This is a genomic window from Vibrio sp. MOR3, assembly GCF_001557775.1.
In the GTDB taxonomy this organism is placed as follows: Bacteria; Pseudomonadota; Gammaproteobacteria; order Enterobacterales; family Vibrionaceae; genus Vibrio; species Vibrio jasicida.
The window spans coordinates 15,306-41,637 of record NZ_LNRD01000019.1 but is presented as its reverse complement, the minus strand read 5'-3'; the positions used below and the strand labels follow the sequence as shown (position 1 = coordinate 41,637).

At 45.5% G+C, this 26,332-nt stretch carries 21 protein-coding genes; 18 read left to right on the top strand and 3 right to left on the bottom strand.

Annotated elements, in window-relative coordinates; translation table 11 throughout:
* Positions 1-11: 11 nt before the first annotated feature.
* The 7 genes from hisS to ATB76_RS23915 all read left to right on the top strand — a co-directional run bounded on the left by hisS (position 12) and on the right by ATB76_RS23915 (position 7,417).
* A complete protein-coding gene (gene hisS / locus ATB76_RS23945) occupies positions 12-1,280 on the top strand; it encodes a histidine--tRNA ligase (RefSeq protein ID WP_061036215.1) in 1,269 nt (422 codons plus the stop codon).
* A 125-nt stretch (positions 1,281-1,405) separates the two neighbouring features.
* Complete coding sequence (locus ATB76_RS23940; RefSeq protein WP_038869596.1) at positions 1,406-2,020, top strand: YfgM family protein; 615 nt, start codon at positions 1,406-1,408, stop codon at positions 2,018-2,020.
* A gap of 12 nt (positions 2,021-2,032) precedes the next feature.
* Positions 2,033-3,193: an outer membrane protein assembly factor BamB gene (bamB, locus tag ATB76_RS23935; RefSeq protein WP_038881775.1), complete on the top strand. Its 1,161-nt coding sequence runs from the start codon at positions 2,033-2,035 to the stop codon at positions 3,191-3,193.
* Positions 3,194-3,374: 181 nt separating this feature from the next.
* Positions 3,375-4,871, top strand: a complete 1,497-nt coding sequence (gene der / locus ATB76_RS23930) for a ribosome biogenesis GTPase Der (protein WP_061036214.1) — start codon at positions 3,375-3,377, stop codon at positions 4,869-4,871.
* A 79-nt stretch (positions 4,872-4,950) separates the two neighbouring features.
* The gene (locus ATB76_RS23925) at positions 4,951-5,820 is read left to right on the top strand and encodes a hypothetical protein (protein WP_061036213.1); all 870 of its coding nucleotides are present in this window, start codon (positions 4,951-4,953) and stop codon (positions 5,818-5,820) included.
* A gap of 296 nt (positions 5,821-6,116) precedes the next feature.
* Complete coding sequence (locus tag ATB76_RS23920) at positions 6,117-7,121, top strand: sensor domain-containing diguanylate cyclase (RefSeq protein WP_061036212.1); 1,005 nt, start codon at positions 6,117-6,119, stop codon at positions 7,119-7,121.
* A gap of 71 nt (positions 7,122-7,192) precedes the next feature.
* A complete protein-coding gene (locus tag ATB76_RS23915) occupies positions 7,193-7,417 on the top strand; it encodes a zinc ribbon domain-containing protein (RefSeq protein ID WP_033006191.1) in 225 nt (74 codons plus the stop codon).
* Here ATB76_RS23915 and xseA read toward each other — a convergent pair.
* Positions 7,414-8,745, bottom strand: a complete 1,332-nt coding sequence (gene xseA / locus ATB76_RS23910; protein WP_038869605.1) for an exodeoxyribonuclease VII large subunit — start codon at positions 8,743-8,745, stop codon at positions 7,414-7,416. The genes ATB76_RS23915 and xseA overlap by 4 nt on opposite strands.
* Before the next feature lie 232 nt (positions 8,746-8,977).
* On the opposite strand from xseA, the gene guaB reads away from it, so the two are divergent.
* From guaB to ATB76_RS23885, 5 genes are all read left to right on the top strand, one after another.
* Positions 8,978-10,441, top strand: a complete 1,464-nt coding sequence (gene guaB / locus ATB76_RS23905; protein ID WP_038881770.1) for an IMP dehydrogenase — start codon at positions 8,978-8,980, stop codon at positions 10,439-10,441.
* Positions 10,442-10,567: 126 nt separating this feature from the next.
* Positions 10,568-12,121 (top strand): glutamine-hydrolyzing GMP synthase, encoded by a 1,554-nt coding sequence (gene guaA, locus ATB76_RS23900; RefSeq protein WP_039977093.1) that lies wholly within the window; start codon positions 10,568-10,570, stop codon positions 12,119-12,121.
* Positions 12,122-12,422: 301 nt separating this feature from the next.
* Positions 12,423-13,946, top strand: coding sequence for a Na+/H+ antiporter NhaC family protein (locus ATB76_RS23895; RefSeq protein WP_038869610.1), 1,524 nt, complete (start codon positions 12,423-12,425; stop codon positions 13,944-13,946).
* A gap of 200 nt (positions 13,947-14,146) precedes the next feature.
* Positions 14,147-15,856: a glycoside hydrolase family 19 protein gene (locus ATB76_RS23890; RefSeq protein ID WP_038869611.1), complete on the top strand. Its 1,710-nt coding sequence runs from the start codon at positions 14,147-14,149 to the stop codon at positions 15,854-15,856.
* 179 nt (positions 15,857-16,035) lie between these two features.
* Positions 16,036-16,629, top strand: coding sequence for a GPR1/FUN34/YaaH family transporter (locus tag ATB76_RS23885; protein ID WP_009705589.1), 594 nt, complete (start codon positions 16,036-16,038; stop codon positions 16,627-16,629).
* Between the two features lie 128 nt (positions 16,630-16,757).
* On the opposite strand, the gene ATB76_RS23880 is transcribed toward ATB76_RS23885, so the two are convergent.
* Both ATB76_RS23880 and ATB76_RS23875 read right to left on the bottom strand, forming a co-directional pair.
* Entirely contained in the window at positions 16,758-18,305 is a 1,548-nt protein-coding gene (locus tag ATB76_RS23880) for an alanine/glycine:cation symporter family protein (protein WP_038881767.1), read from the bottom strand.
* 307 nt (positions 18,306-18,612) lie between these two features.
* Complete coding sequence (locus tag ATB76_RS23875) at positions 18,613-19,869, bottom strand: D-amino acid dehydrogenase (protein ID WP_061036211.1); 1,257 nt, start codon at positions 19,867-19,869, stop codon at positions 18,613-18,615.
* A 106-nt stretch (positions 19,870-19,975) separates the two neighbouring features.
* Between ATB76_RS23875 and ATB76_RS23870 the strand changes: the two genes are divergently transcribed.
* The 6 genes from ATB76_RS23870 to sufB all read left to right on the top strand — a co-directional run bounded on the left by ATB76_RS23870 (position 19,976) and on the right by sufB (position 26,330).
* Positions 19,976-20,878 (top strand): LysR substrate-binding domain-containing protein, encoded by a 903-nt coding sequence (locus ATB76_RS23870; RefSeq protein WP_061036210.1) that lies wholly within the window; start codon positions 19,976-19,978, stop codon positions 20,876-20,878.
* A gap of 162 nt (positions 20,879-21,040) precedes the next feature.
* Entirely contained in the window at positions 21,041-21,622 is a 582-nt protein-coding gene (locus ATB76_RS23865) for a DUF6795 domain-containing protein (protein ID WP_061036209.1), read from the top strand.
* Between the two features lie 3 nt (positions 21,623-21,625).
* The gene (locus ATB76_RS23860) at positions 21,626-22,762 is read left to right on the top strand and encodes a lipase family protein (protein ID WP_061036208.1); all 1,137 of its coding nucleotides are present in this window, start codon (positions 21,626-21,628) and stop codon (positions 22,760-22,762) included.
* A 170-nt stretch (positions 22,763-22,932) separates the two neighbouring features.
* On the top strand, positions 22,933-24,201 hold the full coding sequence (locus ATB76_RS23855; RefSeq protein WP_061036207.1) for an O-acetylhomoserine aminocarboxypropyltransferase/cysteine synthase: 1,269 nt from the start codon (positions 22,933-22,935) through the stop codon (positions 24,199-24,201).
* 233 nt (positions 24,202-24,434) lie between these two features.
* On the top strand, positions 24,435-24,806 hold the full coding sequence (sufA, locus tag ATB76_RS23845) for a Fe-S cluster assembly scaffold SufA (protein ID WP_045419340.1): 372 nt from the start codon (positions 24,435-24,437) through the stop codon (positions 24,804-24,806).
* A 48-nt stretch (positions 24,807-24,854) separates the two neighbouring features.
* A complete protein-coding gene (sufB, locus tag ATB76_RS23840; protein ID WP_061036205.1) occupies positions 24,855-26,330 on the top strand; it encodes a Fe-S cluster assembly protein SufB in 1,476 nt (491 codons plus the stop codon).
* Positions 26,331-26,332 lie beyond the last annotated feature (2 nt).

The window sequence follows — 26,332 nt, the reverse complement described above, 5'->3', positions numbered from 1 at the left end:
CGGTAATAATTGTGGCAAAGAAAATCCAAGCAATCCGAGGCATGAACGACTGCCTTCCAACTCAGTCTCCGCTGTGGCAGAAACTTGAAAACGCAGTAAAAAGTACTGTAAGCGCATACGGCTACAACGAAGTGCGCATGCCAATCGTTGAAGAAACAAACCTATTCAGCCGCGCGGTTGGTGAAGAGACAGACGTTGTTTCAAAAGAAATGTACACCTTTGATGATCGTAACGGAGACAGCCTAACACTTCGCCCTGAAGGCACGGCGGGCTGTGTACGTGCATGTATTCAAAACAGCCTGATCAACCGTGACGAACAACGTCTATGGTACATGGGCCCTATGTTCCGCCACGAACGTCCGCAGAAAGGTCGTTACCGTCAATTCCACCAGTGTGGTGTTGAGGTGTTCGGTCTAAATGGTCCAGATGTTGATGCTGAGCTTATCATGATGACAGCACGTCTATGGCGTGAGCTGGGTATCCATGAACATGTTCGTCTTGAGCTTAACTCTATCGGTTCTCAAGAAGATCGCGCAGATTACCGCACGGCACTGGTTGCGTTCCTTGAGCAACATATTGATGTGCTAGACGAAGATTGTAAGCGTCGTATGCACACGAACCCACTGCGAGTTCTGGATACGAAGAACCCTGACGTTCAGGCTATTTTAGGCGATGCACCTCGTCTTTCTGAGTACTTAGGCGAAGAATCTAAAGCACACTTCGCAGGTCTATGTGAACTTTTAGACGCTGCAGGTATCGAATACACAGTTAACGAGCGTCTAGTTCGTGGTCTGGATTACTACAATCGTACGGTGTTTGAGTGGATCACTGAGAGCTTAGGTGCTCAAGGCACAGTATGTGGCGGTGGTCGTTACGATGGCCTTGTAGAACAATTAGGTGGCAGTGCAACACCAGCAGTTGGTTTTGCAATGGGTCTAGAGCGTCTTGTTTTGATGCTAGAAACACTAGAGCTAACAGATGTTCGTCGAAGTGTTGATGTTTACGTAGTGACAGCTGGCGAAGGCACAATGATGGTAGGCATGAAGCTAGCAGAACAGCTTCGTGAAGCTGTTCCTGGTGTTCGTGTGATGAATCACTTCGGTGGTGGTAACTTCAAGAAACAGTTTAAACGCGCAGACAAAGTCGGTGCTGTTGTAGCATTAGTGCTGGGCGAAAACGAAGTTGCGGAGAATACCGTAGTACTAAAAGATTTGGTTGGTGGTGAGCAAGAGACTTACAATCAAGCAGAAGTTGCTGAGAAGATCGCAGCACTTATCTAAGTCTTTTAATAAGCTAAAGATTATATCCTAATTTGTAATAACGAGGCTCCCAAGATAGGAGCCTTTCGACGAATAGGAGCAATGGTAGCCCTTGCTGCCATTTACATGTTTTAAGAGGACAGGAAGTGGAACTTTACGATACTGAAGAACAACAAGTTGAAGCCATTAAAGACTGGTGGAAGGAAAACGGCAAAGCCGTCATCATCGGTGCGGTTGTTGGTTTAGGTGGTCTATTTGGCTGGCGTTACTACCAGGATTCTGTCGTTCAGGCGAGTGAAGCAGCTTCTCAAAGCTACACAACAGCGATGAATGCTTTGCAAACGAAAGGCGCAGATGCTCAAACAGATATTCAAGCGTTCATTGATTCAAACAAAGTGAAAGAGTACTCAGTACTTGCTGCACTTCAATTAGCAAAAGTTCAGGTTGATGCAAAAGATCTTGCCGCTGCGCTTGAGCAATTGAAATGGGCTCAAAGCAACACGAAAGATGCCGCGCTAACTCCACTTATCAGCTACCGTATTGCGCGCATTGAAGCGGAAATGGGCAACTTTGACGCAGCAAATGCTGAGCTAAGCAAAGTAACAGATGCAGCATGGACGGGTCGTATTGCAGAACTTCGTGGTGATATCGCACTTCGTCAAGGTGACAAAGAAGCGGCATACGCAGCTTACACGGAAGCTCAGCAAGCAGCAGATGCTAGCCCGACGCTACAAATGAAATTGGACGATCTGGCGAAATAAGGACCGCATTGGATGAAAAGAGTCTTTAAGAAAGCCTTGTTAGGGGCATTAACAGTGGGAATTCTTGCCGGTTGTGCTAGCGAGGAAGACACCATTGTTATGGCTCCACTGCCTCAGGTAGATAGCCAGTTCACACCAAGCAGTGAATGGAGTACATCAATTGGAGATGGCGTAGGTCATTACTTCTCTAAGCTGTCTCCTGTCATGGCCAATGACACTCTGTTTGTTGCTAGTCGTGATGGTTTAGTTAAAGCATTGGACCCAGAAAACGGCAAGCAGAAGTGGCAAGTAAATCTAGAAGAAGATGTGATTGCTCGTCTTTCTGGCGGTATTACAGCGGCTTACGAAAATCTTTATATTGGTTCTGAAAACGGTGAAGTGATCGCGCTTGACCAAGACACTGGTGACGTGATTTGGCGTATTGAAGTTGGCGGTGAAGTATTGGCGAAGCCAATCGCAGACTCAGGTTTGATCATCGTTAATACTAGCCGTGGCACTCTCATTGCGCTTGACGAAAGCACAGGTGAGCAACGTTGGGCACTGAGCACTGAAGTTCCAAACCTAACCTTGCGTGGCGATAGCACACCAACTGCAATCGGTGGTGGTGTATTCTGGGGTACTGCGAATGGACGTCTTGCGGCGGCAATCGTTGAACGCGGCCAGTTGATTTGGCAACAGCCAGTTGGAACACCAAAAGGCGCAACTGAGATTGATCGTCTGGTTGACGTAGATTCTTCTCCTATCGTTCTTGGCGGTACTCTTTTCACTGTTGGTTACAACGGGCAGTTGATTGCTATCGACTTGCGCAGCGCAAACCCAATTTGGAAACGTAACTACTCATCAGCCACAGATATTGCGACAGATGGTAGTCGTATCTTTGTGATTACAGAGAAAGATCATGTGGTCGCTGTTGATGCACGTAGTGGTACTGAGCTTTGGGAAAACAGCAAGCTTGAGTACCGTCAGCTAACAGCTCCTGTCCTTGTTGATAACTATCTTGTTGTTGGTGATACATTGGGTTACTTGCACTGGATGGATCGTTCAACGGGTGAGTTCGTCGCACAACAGTTTGTCGATGACAGCGGTTTCGCTGTAGGGCCAACCTTGTTGTCAGATGGTTACGTGATTACCACTCGCAATGGCGATGTAAAGAAACTAACCATTAACGAATAATATCGTGATATAATTCACATTCGGCTCCTGGCTGGTAACAGTTAGGGGCCGTTTTGTTGTTTGAAATTATTATTTATTAACAGTTATTCCTGACGTGGTTATAGGTAAAAAGCTGGTTTGATTTGGCATTAGGCAAGTCGTTACCTATAACTACAGAAGAAAGATTATTGTAGAGGTTGTTATGGTACCTGTTGTTGCTCTTGTGGGGCGTCCAAACGTAGGTAAATCTACGCTATTTAACCGATTGACTCGTACTCGTGATGCGTTGGTTGCGGACTTCCCTGGCCTAACGCGTGACCGTAAATATGGCCAAGCTCGCCTTGGTGAGGAACACGAATTCATCGTTATTGATACCGGTGGTATTGATGGTACGGAAGAAGGCGTAGAAACAAAGATGGCAGAACAATCGTTAGCGGCTATTGATGAAGCTGACGTAGTACTGTTCCTTGTTGACGGTCGTGCTGGACTAACGCCATCGGATGAAGCGATTGCTGCGCATCTGCGTAAAATCGAAAAGCCAGCGATGTTGGTAGTAAACAAAATCGATGGTATTGATGCTGACGCCGCATGTGCCGATTTCTGGCAGCTTGGTGTTGACGATATGTACCAAATCGCTGCGGCACACGGTCGTGGTGTAACGGCATTGCTAGAGCGTGCATTAGCGCCATTTTTCGATGATCTACTGGCAAGTGAATCTGAAGAAGGTGAGATTGAAGATCTGACTGAATTCGAAGATGAAGAGTTAGCGATCGAAGATTACACCGAAGAAGACGCAGAAGCTGAGTTCAAACGTTTGCAAGACCAGCCAATCAAACTGGCAATTATTGGTCGTCCAAACGTAGGTAAATCAACGCTGACTAACCGTATTCTTGGTGAAGAACGTGTAGTGGTATATGACATGCCAGGAACCACTCGTGACTCTATCTACATTCCAATGGAACGTGATGGTCGTGAGTATGTGCTGATCGATACTGCGGGCGTACGTCGTCGTGGTCGTATCAACGAAACAGTAGAAAAATTCTCTGTTGTTAAGACGCTGAAAGCCGTAGAAGATGCAAACGTGGTTCTATTGGTTATCGACGCGCGTGAAAACATTTCTGACCAAGATCTTAGCCTACTTGGCTTCGCACTGAATGCTGGTCGTTCAATCGTACTAGCGGTAAACAAGTGGGACGGTCTGGATAACGATGTAAAAGAGAATGTGAAGAAAGAACTCGATCGCCGTTTAGGCTTCGTTGATTTTGCACGTATTCACTTTATCTCTGCATTGCACGGTACTGGCGTTGGTCACTTGTTCGAGTCGATTCAAGAAGCTTACAAGTCGGCAACGACACGTGTAGGTACATCTGTTCTTACTCGTATCATGAAGATGGCAACAGACGATCCCCAACCGCCAATGGTTCGTGGACGTCGTATTAAGCTTAAATACGCACACGCGGGTGGTTACAACCCACCAATCGTGGTTGTTCACGGTAACATGGTTCGCGATCTACCTGATTCGTACAAACGTTACTTGATGAACTACTTCCGTAAGTCTCTGGAAATCATGGGTACACCAATCCGTATTAACTTCCAGAACAGCGATAACCCGTACGAAAACCGTGGTGGCAAGCTGACTCTTTCTCAAGAGCGTAAGCGCAAACGTATGATGTCTGCAGTGAAGAACCGCAACAAGTAATCGCCTAAGATTTTATGAATACCCAAGTTTCGACTTGGGTATTTTTTTATTCGAAGCTTTCATAAGAAGTAATTAACACATGACAATCACAGCAACCAAGACGTGTTTCTGTCATCAAACTTGGCAGTTAGAGGCGCACGTACAATTTGTTCAATCTACATCAGAAGCTACCCATGTTGTTACTGATGTCACGCCTTTTCATCCAGTCAGCCATATTTGGCCAGATCATCCAGCGGATAAAGGCACACTAACTATAAAAGGAATGAAGTTTGAAGTGGTTGACTGCCAAGTTGGTGCTGTAGAACTAGCAAGCGGCGAGTTATATATTGGCCAAGCTATTCCGGTAAAACGTGATACGGAAGGGTGGGCGTTTGTTGTAGTGCATGTCTTGCCATTCACCGATACGTTTGATGCTGGTGATATTGCGTTGCTGGAAGTAGACAAAGAATACCAACTGTCTCTAAGTCGCGGTCATAGCGCAGGACACATCGCATATCTTGCGCTCAATAAGGTGCTGGCGCAGAACTATTGGCGTAAAGATGCTGACCGTAAAGACCCGCATGGTAACTACGATTTCAATAGCTATGCGCAAGAAACCAGTTTTGTCACCCAAGACAAATGTCTGGATACGTATCGTTTAGGCAAAACACTCCGCAAAAGGGGTTTAAACAGTGCAGATATGCTGTCTGACCTGAAAAGTATCGAACAACAGGTGAATGTTCTGTTGGGGGATTGGTTAAAAAGAGACGCTGCGATCACTGTCGATTGCCATGGGGAACACCTCACGGACTCACGTTATTGGCAATGTGATTTAGGCGAAGGAGAAATCGCTGTCATCCCTTGTGGGGGAACGCATGCGAGTCATTTGAGTGACTTTGGTTCTATCCTAGTCACGCTAGTGGAAATAGACTCACAAACTATCGAAATGCACACCGATGTAATACGCTAAATTTGGATTCTGATCTTTTTATTAAATCCTGTTCTTGTTGTTTTTGGTTCGAAAGTGTAGTTTTTAGTTCTGAATAAAATTGAGAGACAGAATATGTAACTTATGCTTTCGGTATGTGGTTATATAAATATTCTTTTAAGGGGTGATCGCTGATCAAAGGGGAAATATCCGAAGATCAGTATGTGATCTTTTATAGTGTCGCGTGCGCATAATGTGAGTTAGCTACCTGTGTAATATTAATAGATTTATTATATTCCTAGCTAACAAACATAATAACAATGTGAATGCGCAGTACGATGGATAAAGATAGACTGTTAGATGCTCACCGAGCAGTCAATCGTCTTTTAGGTAAGCTTGCTCTTGGGATGAGTCGCGATAAACTTAATCATGAAGTGATTGAGTTAAGTGAACATTTGTTCGGAAAGAGGCAAGCTTCAATATTACGATTACAGCCAGATACAAACACACTTCATTTAGAGTTTGCCCCGCATTTGCCTGATTTTTATAACCAAGCGATTGAAGGCGTTCCTATTGGACCTGATATTGGTTCTTGTGGGGCTGCCGCATTTTTAAAGCAAACCGTTGTAGTGAGTGATATTGATCATCATGTTAACTGGGCGGCTTTTCTTAAACTTACTCAGCAGGCTCAACTCCGGGCTTGTTGGTCTGTCCCTATTATTGCTTCCGATGGTCATGTGCTTGGTACATTCGCGGTCTACAGTACTGAGCCGTCAACACCGCACCCTTATGAAATTGAAGTACTAGAAATGCTTGCGGCTTTGTATGCGATTGCATTGGAGAAGTTTCGCCTGGAAGAGCAGCTCCACTTTCATGCAAGTCGAGATTCATTAACTCACTGCTTCAATCGTCGAGCTTTGTTGGCCGAGGTTGACCACAAAGTGAATGGTGAATGTGGGCGGAATGCCGTTGTCGGTTGCTTTTTTGTCGATATCGATGAATTTAAGTACATCAACGATCGTTTTGGTCATGAAGCGGGTGACCAAGTGCTTATTTTAGTGGCTGAGCATTTAAAGCAGGTCTTTCGTTCATGTTCAGTGATAGGGAGATATGGAGGGGATGAGTTTGTTGGCTTTAGCTGCTTTGCTGATGATCGCGCTTATCAAGAGTTTGGTATCCGTTTAGAAGCGGAGCTCAACCAAATCTGTCATTTAGAAGAATATTCAGTTAGGGCAAGTATTGGTTGGGCTTGTAGTTTAGCGAGTGAACGTGCAGTGTTAGAGCAGCTTATCCAACAAGCTGATGTGGCAATGTATCAAAACAAGCGTGCCAAACGAGCGTGATTAAGATCAAAGCACAAGATTGCCTTATGATTAAACTGTGAGTCAGTAAATAGAAGTTTTTAGGGGTAACCATGCAACCGAATATTTGCCCAACATGCGATATTGAGCTGGAGTGGACAGGTCAATACCACTGTAATCAATGTGAGTCGGATTATAAGAAAGTGGGATTTTGTCCAGATTGCGACGCTGAACTAGAAAAGCTACAAGCTTGTGGTGCGGCGAACTATTTCTGCAACAGTTGTAATGAACTCAAATCGAAATCACGTGTTCGATTTGAGTTTCAGAAAGTCAGTTAATTAACGGTTGAGCGAAGCTCACCATCAGATAAGCGGGTGACCAATACGTCGCCCGTTTTTACATCTTTCGCTTGAGTAACAACCTGACCTTGCTCAGTTTGAGTGATCGAGTAGCCACGTTTTAGCGTTGCCAGTGGGCTTACCGTATCTAGCTTTTCTGCTGCAATTGCCAGTTGGTGACGCATGGTCAGTAGCTTACGGTCCATCGCATCCAGCAATTTTTGCTCAACTCGATCAAGCTTCGACTTCTGCTCAGCCAAGCGTTTTACTGGTGAGTTCAGTTGTAGGCGATGATGCTTACGCTCAACAGCTTGTTGGCGTGTAGTAATGAATCGTTGCATCGCGCGTTGTAGGCGCATCTCCAACTCATCAAGTTGTTGCGTCTGGCGTTGCAATTGATAGCTTGGGTGTTGGCGCTCTAAACGGTGTATAAGTTGAGCTGATTGCTGTTTTTGCTGCGCTAGGTAGTAACGCATTGCACTGGCTAGCTTATGTTGACGAGTCACCAAAGCTTGATCTTTGTGGCTGTTATCGCGGCTTACCAATTCAGCCGCCGCTGATGGAGTCGGCGCTCGCATGTCCGCTACAAAGTCGGCAATAGTCACGTCAACCTCATGACCAACTGCACTGATGATCGGAATTTGGCTTGCAGCAATCGTGCGAGCAAGAATTTCGTTGTTAAAGCACCAAAGGTCTTCTAACGATCCGCCACCACGACCAACAATCAATACATCACATTCATCACGACTGTTTGCACGACCGATCGCTTGCGCAATTTGAATGGCCGCTTCTTCACCTTGCACCATGGTCGGGTAAACCACCACGGGTAGGGAAGGATCACGGCGTTTCAATACGTCTAAGATGTCGTACAGCGCTGCACCGGTTTTTGAGGTGATCACACCAACGCGTTTTGGGTGCTCAGGTAAAGGCTGCTTATTGGTTTGAGCAAACAAACCTTCTGCTGCCAATTTCATCTTAAGTGCTTCGAACTCTTGTTGCAGACGACCATCACCTTCAGGTTGCATGCTTTCAATGATCAATTGATAGTCACCACGAGGCTCATACAGAGACAGACGTGCTTTAACTAATACTTGATTGCCGTTAGCAGGTTTGAAAGTGACGCGACGATTGTTACCACGGAACATGGCACATTTAACTTGAGCGCGAGAATCTTTAAGAGTGAGATACCAGTGACCAGAGACAGGAGCTGAGAAGTTGGATATCTCTCCGACAAGCCAGACGATCCCCATTTCGTTTTCAAGTAACAGGCGGACTTCCGCATTGAGTCGAGAAACAGTGAAGATGTTTTGATTGGTCTGGGAGAGCACAGCTAATTCCGTAGACGTGAGTATGGAAATTAGCGGCAATATAATACATATCAAGGGGGTAATTGCAAGAAAAAAATTAAAAAATTTGTGGTCAAGCGATTGCGTTAACCGTATAATCCCTCCGCAATATCTAATCCAAATGTAGCCAACAACCTAAAACTGGTTACCCTCATTATGCGAAACGATGAGATTGGATTGTTCTTTCTACTCCTCTAATTGTGAGATATTGCAAATGCTAAGAATTGCCAAAGAAGCGCTGACATTCGATGACGTACTACTCGTGCCAGCTCACTCCACTGTTCTCCCAAACACAGCTGATCTTCGCACTCAGCTGACTAAGAACATCACCCTAAACATCCCAATGATTTCAGCGTCTATGGACACTGTTACTGAAGCTCGTCTAGCTATCGCGCTAGCGCAAGAGGGTGGCATTGGCTTTATCCACAAAAACATGTCTATTGAGCAGCAAGCTGCTGAAGTTCGTAAAGTTAAGAAGTTCGAAGCTGGTGTCGTTTCTGACCCAGTAACGGTAAACCCTGAAGCGACAATCGCTGACGTGGTAGCTCTAACTGAAAAACACGGCTTCGCTGGTTTCCCTGTCATCACAGAGAACAACGAGCTTGTAGGCATTATCACTGGTCGTGATGTGCGCTTTGTTACTGACCTTTCTAAGAAAGTGTCGTCAGTAATGACAGCAAAAGAAAACCTTGCAGCAGTTAAAGAAGGTGCAACTCGTGAAGAAGTGCAAGAGAAGATGCACGAAGCACGCGTTGAAAAAGTACTGGTTGTGAATGATGATTTCCAACTAACCGGTATGATCACTGCGAAAGACTTCCACAAAGCAGAACGTAAACCAAACGCATGTAAAGATGAGCGCGGTCGCCTACGTGTTGGCGCAGCTGTTGGTGCTGGCGCTGGTAACGAAGAGCGTGTTGCTGCTTTGGTTGAAGCTGGTGTTGACGTTCTACTTATCGACTCTTCACACGGTCACTCTGAAGGTGTACTAAACCGTATCCGCGAAACTCGTGTTGCTTACCCAGATCTAGACATCATCGGTGGTAACGTTGCGACGGGTGCTGGTGCTAAGGCTCTTATCGAAGCGGGTGTTAGCGCAGTTAAAGTTGGTATTGGCCCTGGTTCAATCTGTACAACTCGTATCGTAACGGGTGTTGGTGTTCCTCAAGTAACAGCAATCGCAGACGCAGCAGAAGTGGCGAATTCATTCGGCATTCCAGTTATCGCTGACGGCGGTATCCGTTTCTCTGGTGACATCTGTAAAGCAATCGTGGCTGGCGCATCTTGTGTGATGGTTGGTTCAATGTTCGCAGGCACAGAAGAAGCCCCTGGTGAAGTGATTCTTTACAACGGTCGTTCTTACAAGTCTTACCGTGGCATGGGTTCTCTTGGTGCAATGTCTCAAGGTTCATCTGACCGTTACTTCCAGTCTGACAATGCAGCAGACAAGCTAGTACCAGAAGGTATCGAAGGTCGTATCGCATACAAAGGTCGTCTAAAAGAAATCGTACACCAACAAATGGGTGGTCTACGTTCAAGCATGGGGCTTACTGGCTCTGCAACGATTGAAGATATGCGTACTAAAGCTGAATTTGTTCGTATCTCAGGTGCGGGCATGGCTGAATCACACGTACACGACGTTCAAATCACTAAGGAAGCTCCAAACTACCGTCGCGGTTAATTTTTACTGTTGTAAAAATAAAACCTATACACTCGACGTAAACGTTTGCTTTTTTCCTTGAAGCATTAATAAGAGGCGAGTACACTCGCCTCCGTTTTAATAACCTAGCTTATAAGACTGCTCAAAATGACTAAAAATATTCATGACCAACGTATTCTGATCTTGGACTTCGGTTCTCAGTACACTCAGCTAGTAGCGCGCCGTGTACGTGAAATCGGTGTTTACTGTGAACTGTGGAGCTGGGACGTTGAAGAAGCGGATATTCGTGAATTCAATCCAGACGGTATCATCCTATCTGGTGGTCCAGAAAGCGTAACGGAAGATAACTCTCCACGCGCTCCTCAATACGTATTTGACTCTGGTGTGCCAGTACTAGGTGTATGTTACGGCATGCAAACTATGGCTGAGCAGCTAGGTGGTAAAGTAGCGGGTTCTACTGAACGTGAATTCGGCTACGCACAAGTTAAAGTTTCTGGTGAATCTGCACTGTTTAAAGATCTTGAGTTAACTCAAGACGTGTGGATGAGCCACGGTGACAAAGTAGTAGAAATTCCTGCTGACTTCGTGAAAGTCGGTGAGACCGACACATGTCCGTACGCTGCGATGGCGAACGAAGAGAAGAAATACTACGGCGTTCAGTTCCACCCAGAAGTAACGCACACGAAAGGCGGCCTACAAATGCTAGAGAACTTCGTTCTTGGCGTATGTGGCTGTGAGCGTCTATGGACTTCTGAATCTATCATCGAAGACGCGGTTGCTCGTATTAAAGAGCAAGTGGGTGACGACGAAGTTATCCTAGGTCTATCTGGTGGTGTGGATTCATCTGTAGTAGCGATGCTGGTTCACCGTGCAATCGGTGACAAGCTAACGTGTGTATTTGTAGATAACGGTTTGCTTCGTCTAAACGAAGGCCAACAAGTTATGGATATGTTTGGTGACAAGTTCGGCCTGAACATCATCAAAGTTGACGCAGAAGAGCGTTTCCTAAATGCATTAGAAGGCAAAGCGGATCCTGAAGAGAAGCGTAAGACAATCGGTCACGTATTCGTAGACGTATTTGATGAAGAGTCTAAGAAGCTGAAAAACGCGAAATGGCTAGCTCAAGGTACGATTTACCCAGACGTTATCGAATCTGCTGCATCTAAGACTGGTAAAGCGCACGTGATCAAATCACACCACAATGTGGGTGGTCTTCCAGATGACATGGAAATGGGTCTTGTTGAGCCACTTCGTGAGCTTTTCAAAGATGAAGTTCGTAAGATCGGCCTAGAGCTTGGTCTTCCATACAACATGCTTTACCGCCACCCATTCCCAGGTCCTGGTCTAGGTGTTCGTGTTCTTGGTGAAATCAAGAAAGAGTACTGTGACTTGCTACGTCGTGCAGACGCTATCTTCATTGAAGAGTTACACGCTGCGGACCTATACAACAAAGTATCTCAAGCGTTCACAGTATTCCTACCAGTTCGTTCTGTAGGTGTAATGGGCGACGGTCGTAAGTACGATTGGGTTGTCTCTCTACGTGCGGTAGAAACTATCGACTTTATGACTGCGCATTGGGCGCACCTACCATACGACTTCCTAGGTAAGGTTTCTAACCGTATCATCAACGAAGTTGAAGGTATTTCTCGCGTGGTTTACGACATCTCTGGTAAGCCACCAGCGACAATCGAATGGGAATAATATTCCCTTCATATTTGAAGTAGCAACGTTGTTGACTTCTCCATTTCACCCTAATCACATAGTAAACCTATGCTCATAGGGCTGAAATGGCTTGTCGCCTAGTTGCAACTCCAACTATTTTGGGAATTAGCTTTCGTATTTGACGTAAAGATTAAAATAGTAAAGCCAGCCTTCGGGCTGGTTTTTTTATGCCTGAAAAGTGTGAACGCAGGTCTCAACTTTTTTATTAGAAAATATATACATGCGAGATTGTTGAATGTATATTCATTTTTAATGTTTAAATATTAAAGTTGGTATTGCTATGGAACAGGCAGAAGTTACCTCCCTCATCCCCATCATTATTACGTTAGTCCTCGCGCTAACTACAAGAAACGTTGTTGTCGGTCTTTTTGCCGGCGTTGTTAGCGGTGTGGCTATGTTAGAAGGCACATTCGTCGATAAAGGTCCGCTCGATTCGTTTAGCGCACTGATGAAAAGTTACCTGTTGCCGCAACTGACTGACAGTTACAATGCGGGCGTCATTTTGCTCTTAGTCTTTATTGGTGGCTTTGTGGCCTTGATGGAAAAATCTGGCGGTGGCGTGGCGTTCGCTAAAAAGGTCACTCAGTGGGTTGCAAGTAAATGCCAAGCGCAGCTTTCTGCTTGGTTTGGCGGCGTTGTTATTTTCTTTTCAGACCTTGGTACACCGTTAATTGTTGGTCCTGTCTTTCGTCCTCTTTTTGATAAGCTGAAAGTCTCTCGCCAGAAACTTGCGTTTATTATTGATTCCACTTCATCCCCCGTGGCTATCCTGATCCCTTTCATCGGTTGGGGCGTTTACATCATGAGCCTGATTCAAAAAGAGTTTGCTGCACTGGATGTGGGTATCAGTGATTGGGATGCCTTTATTGGCGCGATTCCTTACCAGTTTTATGCCTTTTTAGCGATCGCGATTGTGCCGATTGTCTCTTTCTTCAAACTGGATTTTGGACCAATGGCGAAAGCGGAACAACTTGCGGAGCAGGGTTCTGATTTTGGAAAAGTGCAAGATTCATTAAATGTGTTTGAGCATAAAAATGCAAAAACAAGTTTTGTTTGGGCACCGCTGCTCGTCATGCTTGTGGTGCTTTGTTCAATCTTGGTTCCTCACGGTTTTCCATTTCAGAAAGTAGCAGGCTCAACTTTCCGTGCTGCACTGTCGTCGGCGTATTTCTTTGCTGCAATTACCCTAATTAGTTTGATGGCGTTTTATGGCGTGAGAAAGCTCTCTGATGGCATTCAGGTTTACCTAAAAGGGATGTCGAACATGATGTCCGTTGCGGTGATTCTAGTTCTCGCTTGGTCGCTGAGTTCTGTCGGTAAAGAGCTTGGCGCTGCGGCTTACATTGCAGAGCAGGCACAAGCTGGCTTCCCATACTGGTTATTACCAGCGGTGGCATTTTTATTGGCGGGTATTATCTCTTTTGCCACAGGGTCGTCATGGGGCACTTTTGCCATCATGATGCCATTGGTCATTCCAACTGCAGTCGCGATTGATGCGCCATTATTGGTGTGTATCGGTGCGGTGCTATCTGGTGGCTTATTTGGTGATCATTGTTCGCCAATTTCGGAAACTACCATCTTGTCCTCTACGGGTGCAGGTTGTGAGCAGTATGAGCACTTTAGAACTCAATTGCCTTATGCGGTACTCAACGGCGCTATCGCTCTGACAAGCTTCCTTGTTGCGGGTGTGATGGCTTCTCCTGTAATTGTGCTGGTGGCAATAGTCGCGCAGTTTGCCATTTACTTGGTGCTCTCTAAACAGCAATCTTCACCGACGCTAGAGCAAGCAACAGCAGATCAATAACAATAAATGAGAGCGGGGGATTATCCCCCGTTTTCTTTTGAGTCGAGGTAACAGTTTTTGTGATACCCACTGTGTAACAGTATTTATTTATGAAATTTGCGTCGCAGAATTAATTCACTTCACTCGGCGTTTTTTCTACATGATCCACTATGTGTCTAGTTATTCCTTGTATATTGTATTGTTAAATACGGAGATTAGACATGTTTGCACTCAAACATCTGCCTCTCGCATTGGGTTGTGTACTCGCTGCACAAGCTCATGCCAGCATGAATATCCAACCTGATCCACAAAACCCAAATGGTTACGTGATTGCTCGTGGCGACATCCAAGCTATGGAGCAAAGTAAAACCTCTGACCCTATGTATGCTATTTGGTCACAAGCGCTAGAGACTCGTCCAAATACGGTTGTTGAAGCGATTGTTCCAGGAGCAGCAAGCAATCCGGAAAACGTTAAGCGAGTTGAACGTGTCTTCCCTGAGAGCGAGTGGAATTTCCTTACTCAGATGGCGGCACCAGAGTATACGTACACACGTTTCTTGCGTGCGATCGGTAAGTTCCCTGCATTCTGTGGTGACTACACTGACGGGCGTGATTCAGACGCGATTTGTAAGAAATCCATCGTGACAGCATTTGCACACTTTGCTCAGGAAACCGGTGGTCACATTGCGGTCGATAACGTATCTGACAACCCGCTTGCACTTGAAGAGTGGCAACAAGCATTGGTTCATGTGCGTGAAATGGGATGGTCAGAAGGTCAAGAGGGCTACACCACAGGTTGTGGTCAGAACGATTGGCAAAATAAGCGTTGGCCTTGTGAGCCTGGTCAAGGGTATTTCGGTCGTGGTGCAAAACAGCTTTCTTACCACTTTAACTACGGCGCTTTCTCTGAAGTGATGTTCGATGGCGATGCATCGGTATTGCTGAAGAATCCGGGCTTAGTCGCTGACTCATGGTTGAACTTAGCTTCTGCGATTTGGTTCTTCTTAACCCCTCAAGCGCCAAAACCAGCAATGCTGCACGTGATTGATCGTACTTGGGTACCATCGCAGCGTGAAATTGATGCGGGTATTGGTTATGGATTTGGTACCACGATCAACGTTATCAACGGCGGTATTGAGTGTGGTGAGCAAAACAAAGATAAAGGTCAGCCAGTTAACCGCATTCGTTACTGGGAAGGTCTAGCAGCGCACTATCAGATTCCTATCGAAGCCGATGAGACCAATACCTGTTGGCAACAAACGCCTTACGGTAGCTTAAACCTTAACGGTGCCACTGACGTGCTTTACACCAACTGGGATGGTAACTGGAAGTACTACTCAGATCGCCCGGGCGGTCACTCATTTGAATGTGAGTTGGTTGGTTTCCAAACCGCGTATTCGGCACTGGTTGCTGGTGATTACGAGAAATGTGTTACCAACTTCTACCAATCTCATGCAGGTTGGCCTGAAGTTCGCGTTGTCGATAAATTAGACCCAGTCGATCCGGTTGACCCACCTGTAGGCGGTGTTGCTGCATGGGATGCTGGCAAGGTTTATAACACGGGCGACCAAGTCTCTTACAAGGGAGCGGTATATGAAGCGAAGTGGTGGTCACAAGGTAATGAGCCTACTAAAGGTGACCCATGGAAATTGGTCTCAGGTACGCCAACAGAGCCACCAGCGACTGAACCGCCAACGACTGAGCCTCCTGTAACAGAACCACCCGTCACCGAGCCGCCAGTGACAGAGCCTCCGGTTACTGAACCACCAGTATCGGGTGACTTTATTGCATGGGAACCAGGTGTGACTCAAGTGGCTAATGGCGACAAAGTGACTTATCAAGGCAAATGCTTTATCGCGAAAAATGGACCGGGTGTATGGGAATCACCGACACAGAGTAATTGGTTCTGGGATGAGATCTCTTGCCAGTAATTGAACAATAAATAGTCTAACCATCTATAAAGACTCTGCTTTTTAGCAGGGTCTTTTTTTATTCGTTTGGTTGCTTATTTGTGCAATCTAAGTTTTCAATAACGTCTTTTCTCTTTTGTTTTTGAGTCCATTAAAATTCGCGCGCAATTTTTATCAACATTTTTGAAAAGGTAATGTACATGTCTACAAAACTGGCTAACCCAGCGCCACTAGGTCTAATGGGTTTTGGTATGACTACCATCCTGCTAAACATCCACAACGCAGGTTTCTTCCCAATGGATTCTATGATTCTGGCTATGGGCATCTTTTACGGTGGTTTAAGCCAAGTACTTGTTGGCATGATGTGCTTCAAGCGTGGTGACACGTTCGGTACGACTGCATTTACTTCTTACGGCCTATTCTGGCTAACACTGGTTGGTCTAATCGTAATGCCTTACATGGGCCTTCCAGCAAGCCCAGCACACTTCATGGGTTGGTACCTACTACTATGGGGTATCTTCACTGGCTTCATGTTCATTGGCTCTCTATGCTACCCAGTAGCGAAGCAAGTAGTATTCGGTTCTCTTACTATCCTGTTCTTCCTACTAGCGGCACGTGACTTCACTGGTAGCGAGCTGATCGGTACTATCGCAGGCTTCGAAGGTATCTTCTGTGGCGCGAGCGCAATCTACTTTGCAATGGCTCAAGTACTAAACAACGAATACGGCCGTACCGTACTTCCTGTTGGCGAAAAGCAAAAGCCACAAGTTGCTACGCAAGAAATCGCTGCATAATCGCTTCGAATTGAATGCAAAAGAAAAGGGTTAGCCACTGGCTAACCCTTTTTTAATGTCCGTTGTTCGGACCACTGCTTTTTCTTATATACCTGCCAACCCATTGGGGGAGGATGTTAAGTGAAGCATTAGGTAGATGGTTGCTCTACCGTTTCTGTTGTATCGCTTTCTGCGGTTGGTGCTTTACCTGTTTTGCGCTTGTACTTCTCTTCCCAGTAAGTCGCGCCTTTAATACCAAGTGCTACTGGGTTGAACGTAAACTCAGTCACACCACGTTTCTGTTGCTCTTCGTAGTCAGCCAGCGCTTTTAGTGCAGGCTTCGACATGAAGAAAATGATCAGAATGCCGACAATGTTCAGCCATGCCATTAGACCTACGCCCACATCACCCATTGCCCACGCAAGGTTGGCAGTCTTCACGGTGCCGTAGAATACCGCAGAGATGAGTACCAGCTTCAGAATGAACATCAGACCGTTTACTTTTACAGTGCGACGGATGTACGCGATGTTCGTTTCTGCGATGTAGTAGTAAGCCAGAATCGTCGTGAAGGCGAAGAAGAACAAGGCAACCGCGATGAATGGTTTACCAACCCCAGGTAGCGCACTCTCAATCGCCATCTGTGTAAATACAGGGCCATTAGCACCGATATCTGCAGGTAGGTTTTGCACTAAGAATGAACCCTCTACTGCGCCTTGTACGTTGTATGCACCCGTGATAAGAATCATAAACGCGGTTGCTGAACATACTAACAACGTATCGATGTAGATAGAGAATGACTGAACAAGACCTTGCTGTGCTGGGTGGTCAACACTTGCTGCCGCTGCTGCGTGAGGGCCAGTACCTTGACCTGCTTCGTTAGAGTAAACACCGCGTTTTACACCCCAACCAATCGCAGCACCAATACCAGCCATCGGCGTGAATGCATCACCAATGATCATGCCAACGATACGCGGAATCTCTCCGATGTTAAGTAGGATGATAACGAACGCGGTGATGATGTAAGCCAGCGCCATGAACGGAACCACAATCTGCGTGAAGTTTGCGATGCGCTTTACGCCACCAAAGATAATGAAAGCAAGAATGACACAGACAACCGTACCAGTGAAAATTTTAGCGAAACTGAAGGTACCAATAGCGGTTTCAATCATGTCACCTGAGCCAAAGGCTGCTTCTACTGCGTTACCAATACTGTTTGATTGAACGCCGGGAAGTAGAACGCCACATGCAAAGATGGTTGCGATAGCGAAGACCCATGCGTACCACTTCTGACCCATTGCTTTTTCGATGTAGTAAGCTGGACCACCGCGGAATTCGCCTTCGTCTTCCTCTTTGTAAATCTGTGCGAGTGTTGATTCTGCGTACGCCGTTGCTGCACCAAAGAAGGCAACAACCCACATCCAGAATACTGCACCTGGGCCACCGAAGCCGATAGCAGCAGCAACACCTGCAATGTTACCTGTACCTACACGGCCAGATAGTGAAACGGCCAAAGCCTGAAATGATGAAATCCCCTTGGTTGAACTCTTACCATTAAGTAGCAAGCGCCACATTTCAAAGAAGTGACGAATCTGCACAAAGCGCGTCATGATCGAGTAGAACAAGCCAGCGCCAAGACACAGATAGATCAGTGCCGGACTCCAGATAATTCCATTCAGAAAATCAACTAATGACTGCATGAGTATTTTCCCTGTTTGTTATGGTTGTGGTTGTTTTTCGTACAACACATTACCCTTTTTTGTAATGCAATTGTTAACCTTTTTGACTAAAAATCCCTTGTAGCGTGATGATGGGCACAGAATGGTTAAATATTGTTAAAAATTGGTTCTTGTTATGTATCTGTGTGGTTTTTATTGGAAATAACAATGAATTGATTGAATATGCAGAACATTGTCATGAAAATGTTCCGCGAGAGATGATAGTTATATCTTCTGAATGCTATTCAACTTATGGAGTAATGCACTGTTTGAAATGGTTTGCAGGTGTTTAGGCGTAACGACTCAGGTTCAATTCTGAGTGATTTGTCACTTTGGGAACGGCGTTCATGATGACGTCTGTTAGTATCTGAGCTGAGCCACAAGCCATAGTCCAACCGAGCGTGCCATGCCCTGTGTTTGTAAACAAATTCTTGTAAGGTGTTGTCCCTATAATGGGCGTACCATCGGGTGTCATAGGGCGAAATCCACTCCAAAACTCGGCTTTAGTAAAATCGGCGCTTTGCGGAAACAGATCTCGAATCACCATTTCAATCGTATTTTTGCGCTTTTGCAGCAACGAAGGATCAAAGCCTGCTAGCTCAGCGGTTCCTGCGACACGAATACGGTCATCAAAGCGCGTCATTGCGACCTTATAGGTTTCATCCATGACGGTAGAACGAGGCGAAAATTGCTCACATTCAATTGGTACCGTCAGTGAATATCCTTTGACGGGGTAAACAGGAATGTCGATCTCAAGCTGTTTGAGTAACGCTGTAGAATAGCTGCCAGAGGCAAGGACAAACTGGTTTGCTTTAAACAAACCACGGTCCGTTTGGACACCCATGATCTTTTTGCCTACGGTAACCCAATTGCTCACCTCCGTATTGAATTCAAACCTTACACCATGGGCTTTTGCTAGCTCTGTTAACTGCTGACAGAATTGAAAACAATCACCCGTTTCGTCATCAGGTAAATATAACCCACCGACCAATTTTTCTTTTACTAATGCCAATCCTGGTTCTTGCTTGATGCACTGTTCGACATCCATTAACTGAAAACGTGTACCACTTTGCTCTAACAACTCAAGGTCTTTCTCTATGGCATCGAGCTGCTGTTGAGAGCGAAATACTTGCAAGGTGCCTAACTGCCGCCCTTGGTATTCAATCGCATGATCACGGCGCAACTGCTCCAAACACGCGCGGCTATGATTGGCGATAGAGAGCATTCGGGCTTTGTTGATTTGATAGCGGGACAAAGTGCAGTTCGACACCATTTGCGTTGCCCAGCGGATAAGCTCCGGGCTGAGAGATGGTTTTATTTTGAGTGGTGCATGCTCTTCAGTGAGCCACTTTATGGCTTTGAGTGGAATCCCCGGCGCAGCCCATGGTGAAGAGTAACCATAAGAGATTTGCCCGGCGTTAGCGAAGCTGGTTTCCATCGCACTGCTTGGTTGACGATCGATCACGGTAACCTGATAGCCTGCCTGAGATAAATACCACGCCGAGGTTAAGCCGATAACACCACTGCCTATTACGATGACTTCCATTGATGCGCTCCACACATTTTCGATGTTGCGCAGTTTCTCTTCTTTACCTTTTGTTAACAATCGATATAAATTACATTCAGCGTTTAGAAAAACTATAGGCTCAAAGATGAAAAGCAGTGTCGTTAGCGGATTGTGGTTATTCAGCCAAGTGGCGGAACACAGCAGCTTTACCAGTGCTGCAAAGGCATTGCACCTAACGACAGGGGCGATCAGCCAGCAAATCATTCAGTTAGAAGAACAGCTTGGTTTTACTTTGTTTGAACGCCACTCGCGCGGAATTCGACTGACGCCTAAAGGATTACAGCTGTATCAATCCTCACAATTCCACTTCTCAGAACTAGGAAAGACACTTAAAGAGCTGCAAATTGAAAAGCCCCACAATGAAATTCGCCTCAAGCTAACGCCTTCTTTTGCGTTTAAATGGTTAGTTCCACGCCTTGAAAGCTTTCATCTAGAAAACCCCGATCTCCAAGTGCAGATTTTTGCAGAGGGAGCCCTAGTGAATAGTGAGCTAAAGGACTATGACGTTGCGATAGACTATGGTTCTCATCCCTATCGAGATAAAAGCGCAGAGCGGATTCTCAATGAGCAACTTCTACCGGTGATGAGCCCAAAATACCTTGAGGATCATAGGTGGCTAAAAACTCTTAAAGCGTCACCAGAACAATGGCGAGACGCGACGTTACTGCACGATGCTATGCCATGGGATAAGGCTCCGCGTGACTATGAATGGCTGTACTGGGCATCAAGCATGGGGTTTGATTTCAAAACAGAGGTAGGGCACTTCTTTAATCGTACGGATATGGCAATGTCTGCCGCCGAAGCTGGAGTGGGGATAGCAATGGCACGTATGGCGCTGGTGGAAGATGAACTTGAAAGTGGTTGTTTAGTCTCGCCATTTGAACCAGTGGATGCTAACGCAGGATACTACCTGATCATTAATACCAAAAGTGAGCCTACAGCACGATTTAGACGTTGGCTTTTACAGCAAGTTCAATCATCTATGTAGAGAGAGAATTGGCACAAGTTTTTAAGAAATAATAAAAATAAATTTCTTAATTACATGATACTTCGAATTGCTTCCCACAAATTGCCTTCCGTTTATTAACTCCTCTCACTCTGTCTTCTTTTTCCATATCATCCAAAAATTAATCAATGGATGAGAAAGACTATGGCTAAAAGAATCTCTCTTATGTTGGCCCTAGCTCTATTTTCGGTAGGAGCAAGTGCAATGTTTTGGCCGTTCAAAAAATACGATGTGGAAATGTCTCCAGAAGTTCGTGGTGTTATCAAGCTTGATGGCGTTCCACAAGCTGGGTTAACGGTTCATCGAGAGCTTTATTACGAAGGGTACAAAAAAGGCAAAACCTTATCAGACGAAGTTCAGACCAATGAACTAGGAGAGTTCTCTTTCGAACGGCTCGTTGTTCGTTCAAGTGCTCCTGGAGATCTCTTTGGAGGTAGTTTGAAGGTCTATCAAAACATCTGTGTCGATTGCGACTCTGAAAAGAAAGAGATCTGGGGCGCATGGGTACCAACTGAGGGTGCGGAATCACTGCGTTGGATGCTAATGAACGTAGATTGTGAATTATCAAACAGTAAGCGAATTCATGAAGTTGAAATATATTCTGATAGTAATAGGCGCACACCTGTTCATTCTGTATGTGATTGGCACAATCAGAAAATTGATACATACGAATATGATGAAACGACTGATACCCATGTGTTAAAAAGCAAGAGCAAGGAAGAGTAATAAATGAGCGCTATTTCTCCTTTAATGGCTAGTGAACTAAGCATTACTGCTTATGAGGTAAAGCATAATCTTGAACGTGTGAAACTGCCTGCTGTAGTTGATAATCACTTTAGTTTTTCGAAAGTAGAAGTCGGTACATCTGGTGGTTTTTTCTTTCGTCCTGAAACTGGATTTGCTTTGTTGGGGAAAGGAAAAAGTCAGCGTCACAAGAACGACTTAGTCCTAGCTTTTAGAGGTACCGCAGGGTTAGCAGATGGAATTACCGACTTAACTTGCAGTGGAAAGGGGACGGGGACAGGAGAGATCGTGCACTCTGGGTTTCAAACGACTTTCTATTCTATGAAAAAGGGCCTAACTCGTTTTCTGCGTGATAATCCAGTTGTTGGTAATGGTACTATTCATTGCGTCGGACACAGTTTAGGTGGCGCACTTGCCACTTTGGCTGCGAACTGGATATCGGCTTCCCCTGAGTTTAAAGGAAAAGTGAATTTGTATACCTTTGGCTCACCAAGAGTGGGAATGAAGCCGTTTTCTGTTAACTCATCCTCGCGCATATCGTCCCATTTTCGTTGTGTGAATGGTGCAGACCCAGTGACAAAAGCGCCAGTGTGGCCTTTTTATCATGTGCCTTATGATGGTTCAGAATACATATTAAATCGTGCACAAGGACTGCTTCCTAGCGCGCATTTTATGTCGGAATATAGTTCTTACACACAATCAGCAACGTGGGATAGCCTAGGGTTTCAAAAAGCGAACTCAGCTTTTAAACGTGTTGTCCTGAATTACGAGAATCGATTGCAAGCGAAACCTTCTGCTGATTGGGCAGATAAGATTTCAGCGGCAATCCTTACACTGTTAATTGATGGTGGCTTTGCAGCAACAGTCTTTGCATTGCAAAGTGGTGGTGCTGCAATCGCAACTATCTACGATGCGATGGCGCGCTCAATGGTAAAAATCTCAGAACTTTCTAGTGAATTTGCCTCTCGCGTAAAAGGCTTACTTGGTCATATGTTGGTGTTTGCAGGTAAAGTCGCCCAAATTGCGATTAAATTTACTTACTCCTTTATCCGTTGGGTATTCGAACTAGTTTTAGGCAAACTGAATAAAGCAGTAAAAGCCGCACTAAAAACTAGCTTTTAGTCTTCAATATAAAACCGCCTCATTCGAGGCGGTTTTGCTTTGTGCAATTCATATCTTGATAAGTACTTTCTAAAACCAATCCTCTCCCTGTGACTTGAGCTACTTTTCTTTGCTGAAAAAATCGGCAATATAAAAGAATAACCATTCACTCAATAGTTCAGGGAAGATGCATGAAAGACGAAACACTCTCAATCCATTTTGGCTACGAAACAGACCCAACAACCAAATCTGTTGCGACACCGATTTACCAGACCGTTGCGTATGAGTTTGATAACGCTCAACATGGTGCTGACCTGTTTAACCTCGAAGTTCCGGGAAACATTTACACTCGAATTATGAACCCAACCAATGATGTGTTGGAAAAGCGCATGGCAGCATTGGAAGGCGGTATTGCTGGTCTTGTCGTGAGTGCTGGTAGTGCAGCAATCAACTATGCCATTCTCACTTTAGCGCAAGCTGGAGATAACATCGTTTCTACTCCTCAGCTATACGGCGGCACTTACACTTTATTTGCACATATGTTGCCGAACCAAGGTATTGAGGTACGTTTTGCCAAGGATGACAAACCTGAAAGTCTCGCTGAGCTTATCGATGAGAATACCAAAGCGGTTTACTGTGAAAGCATTGGTAATCCGGCTGGCAATATCATCGATCTTGAACGTGTTGCTGAGTTGGCTCATGCGCAGGGCGTGCCTGTGATTGTTGACAATACGGTCGCAACTCCTGTGTTATGTAAACCAATCGAATTTGGTGCAGATATCGTGATGCATTCACTGACTAAGTATGTGGGTGGTCACGGTACGACATTAGGTGGCATCATCATTGATTCTGGCAAGTTTCCTTGGGCGCAGCACAAAGATCGTTTCCCGGTATTTAATCAACCTGAACCTTCTTACCACGGCGTGGTTTACACCGAGGCATTTGGAGAGGCAGCGTTTATTGGCCGTGCTCGTACCGTTCCTTTGCGTAATACCGGTTCTGCTTTGTCACCGATGAATGCGTTTATGTTGATGCAGGGGCTGGAAACGCTGTCGCTGCGTATGGAGAGACACACCGAAAACGCACTCAAAGTTGCGGAATACTTAAGCCAGCACGATAAAGTGAGTTGGGTAAGTTACGCAGGCTTGCCAGATTCTGAGTTCTATCCATTGGCAGAGAAATACATGCAAGGTAAGCCGTCGGCGATCTTGTCGTTTGGTTTAAAAGACGGTTACGAGGCGGGTGTACGTTTTTACGATGCGCTTAAGATATTCAAGCGACTGGTGAACATTGGTGATGCGAAGTCGCTTGCTTGTCATCCTGCATCAACTACACACCGACAGTTGAGTGAGGCGGAACAAAAGCAAGCAGGCGTCTCTCCAGAGATGATTCGTTTGTCTGTCGGTATTGAACATATCGATGACATCTTGGCAGATCTTGAACAAGCCCTTAATGCTTAATTATTGAATTAAATGTGAAAAGCAGCTCTTTGATGGAGCTGCTTTTTTGAATACACCGCCTATATTCCACTTTCGCCTCAGACTCTTTTTTCTTTTCTAAATCCCATTTCGTTTCTATTCCAAATTGTGACCGAGCAGCATGCCTTAATCCCATAAATTCATTATGGTTGAATGCGCAAATGATAATAACTATCATTCTCAATGTTTTATTGTTTTTAAATAGGTGAATAGTCATGGTGGGAGTCAATTCAGTAGACAGCTTCGATCCTAGCAACAGTTGGCAAGGGCTGACTCTGACCGATAAAGCTGCTAATCAAATTAACAAGTTGCTCGAAAAGGATGATTCTCTTTGTGGCTTGCGACTCACAATTAAGCCGTCAGGTTGTGCAGGTTATGCGTACGTGCTTTCCACAGTGGATGAAGTAGTCGTAGGCGATCTTGAGTTCGAGCATCTAGGAGCCAAGTTATTTGTGCCTCTTGATGCCATGCCTTATCTCGATGGAACAGAAGTGGACTTCGTTTCACAAGGGTTGAACCAGATGTTCCAGTACAACAACCCTAAAGTACAAAGTGCTTGCGGTTGTGGTGAAAGTTTTAATGTGTAAAAGCGAGCACTGCCCTTAGGTAGTGGCTGGTTTGAAATGGTACCGACAATGACACAAAGTGGTATGGAGATCCAAGAAGACGTTCAAGCTTGGGTTGATGATGATAGTTACAAACAAGGTTTCTACAGCAATATTGCGACAGACCAGTTAGAGAAAGGCATCAATGAAGATGTTGTACGAGCGATCTCTGCCAAAAGAAACGAACCTGAATGGATGCTGGAGTTCCGACTTCGGGCGTTTCGAATTTGGCAAACCATGGAGGAACCGCATTGGTTAAAAGCACACTACAAGCCGCTCAACTATCAAGACTATAGCTATTATTCCGCGCCATCTTGTGGCCAGTGTGATGATACTTGTGCTGGCGATGATGCATCACAAGATCCGGAGTTTTTGACCAAAGAAGTAGAACAAGCTTTTGATTTGCTTGGTGTGCCAGTTCGTGAGGGAAGTGAAGTAGCGGTTGATGCGATCTTTGACTCCGTATCGGTCAAAACCACGTACAGCGAAAAATTGGCAGAGAAAGGCATTATTTTTTGCTCATTCAGCGAAGCGATTCATAAGTACCCTGATTTAGTGCAAGAGTACCTAGGGACGGTCGTCCCGCCCGAAGACAACTTCTTTGCGGCGCTAAATGCTGCAGTAGCATCGGATGGCACCTTCGTTTACATCCCTAAAGGTGTTGAGTGTCCAATGGAACTCTCGACCTACTTCCGAATCAACTCGGAAAAAACAGGGCAGTTTGAGCGCACGATTTTGATTGCCGACGAGGGCAGTTACGTCAGCTATATCGAAGGTTGTTCAGCACCCTCGCATGATAACTATCAGTTGCATGCCGCAGTTGTGGAGGTCATTGTCCTCAAAGATGCTTACGTGAAGTATTCGACCGTACAAAACTGGTTCTCAGGCAAAGACACCAACGGTGGCATCCTCAATTTTGTGACCAAGCGAGCGTTGTGCAAAGGCAATGGTTCAAAGATGTCTTGGACTCAATCCGAAACTGGCTCTGCCATTACATGGAAGTACCCAAGCGTCATTCTCCAAGGAGATAACTCGATCGGTGAGTTTTATTCTATCGCGTTAACGTCGGGTAAACAGTTGGCTGATACTGGTACTAAGATGATCCATATCGGTAAAAATACCAAGTCCACCATCATCTCAAAAGGCGTCTCCGCTGGGCACAGTGAAAACAGCTACCGCGGATTAGTGAAGATCTTACCGAGCGCTGAAAATGCGCGAAATTTCACACAATGCGACTCGATGCTCATCGGTCCGGATTGTGGGGCGCATACCTTCCCTTACGTTGAAGTAAAAAACAACTCCGCTCAGGTCGAGCATGAAGCAACGACAACCAAAATTGGTGAAGACCAACTGTTTTACTGTTCACAACGAGGCATCGCAGAAGAGGATGCGATCTCAATGATTGTGAACGGTTTTTGTAAGGATGTGTTTTCCGAATTACCGCTGGAGTTTGCCGTAGAAGCACAAAAATTATTGGCAATCAGCTTAGAACACAGCGTTGGATAATG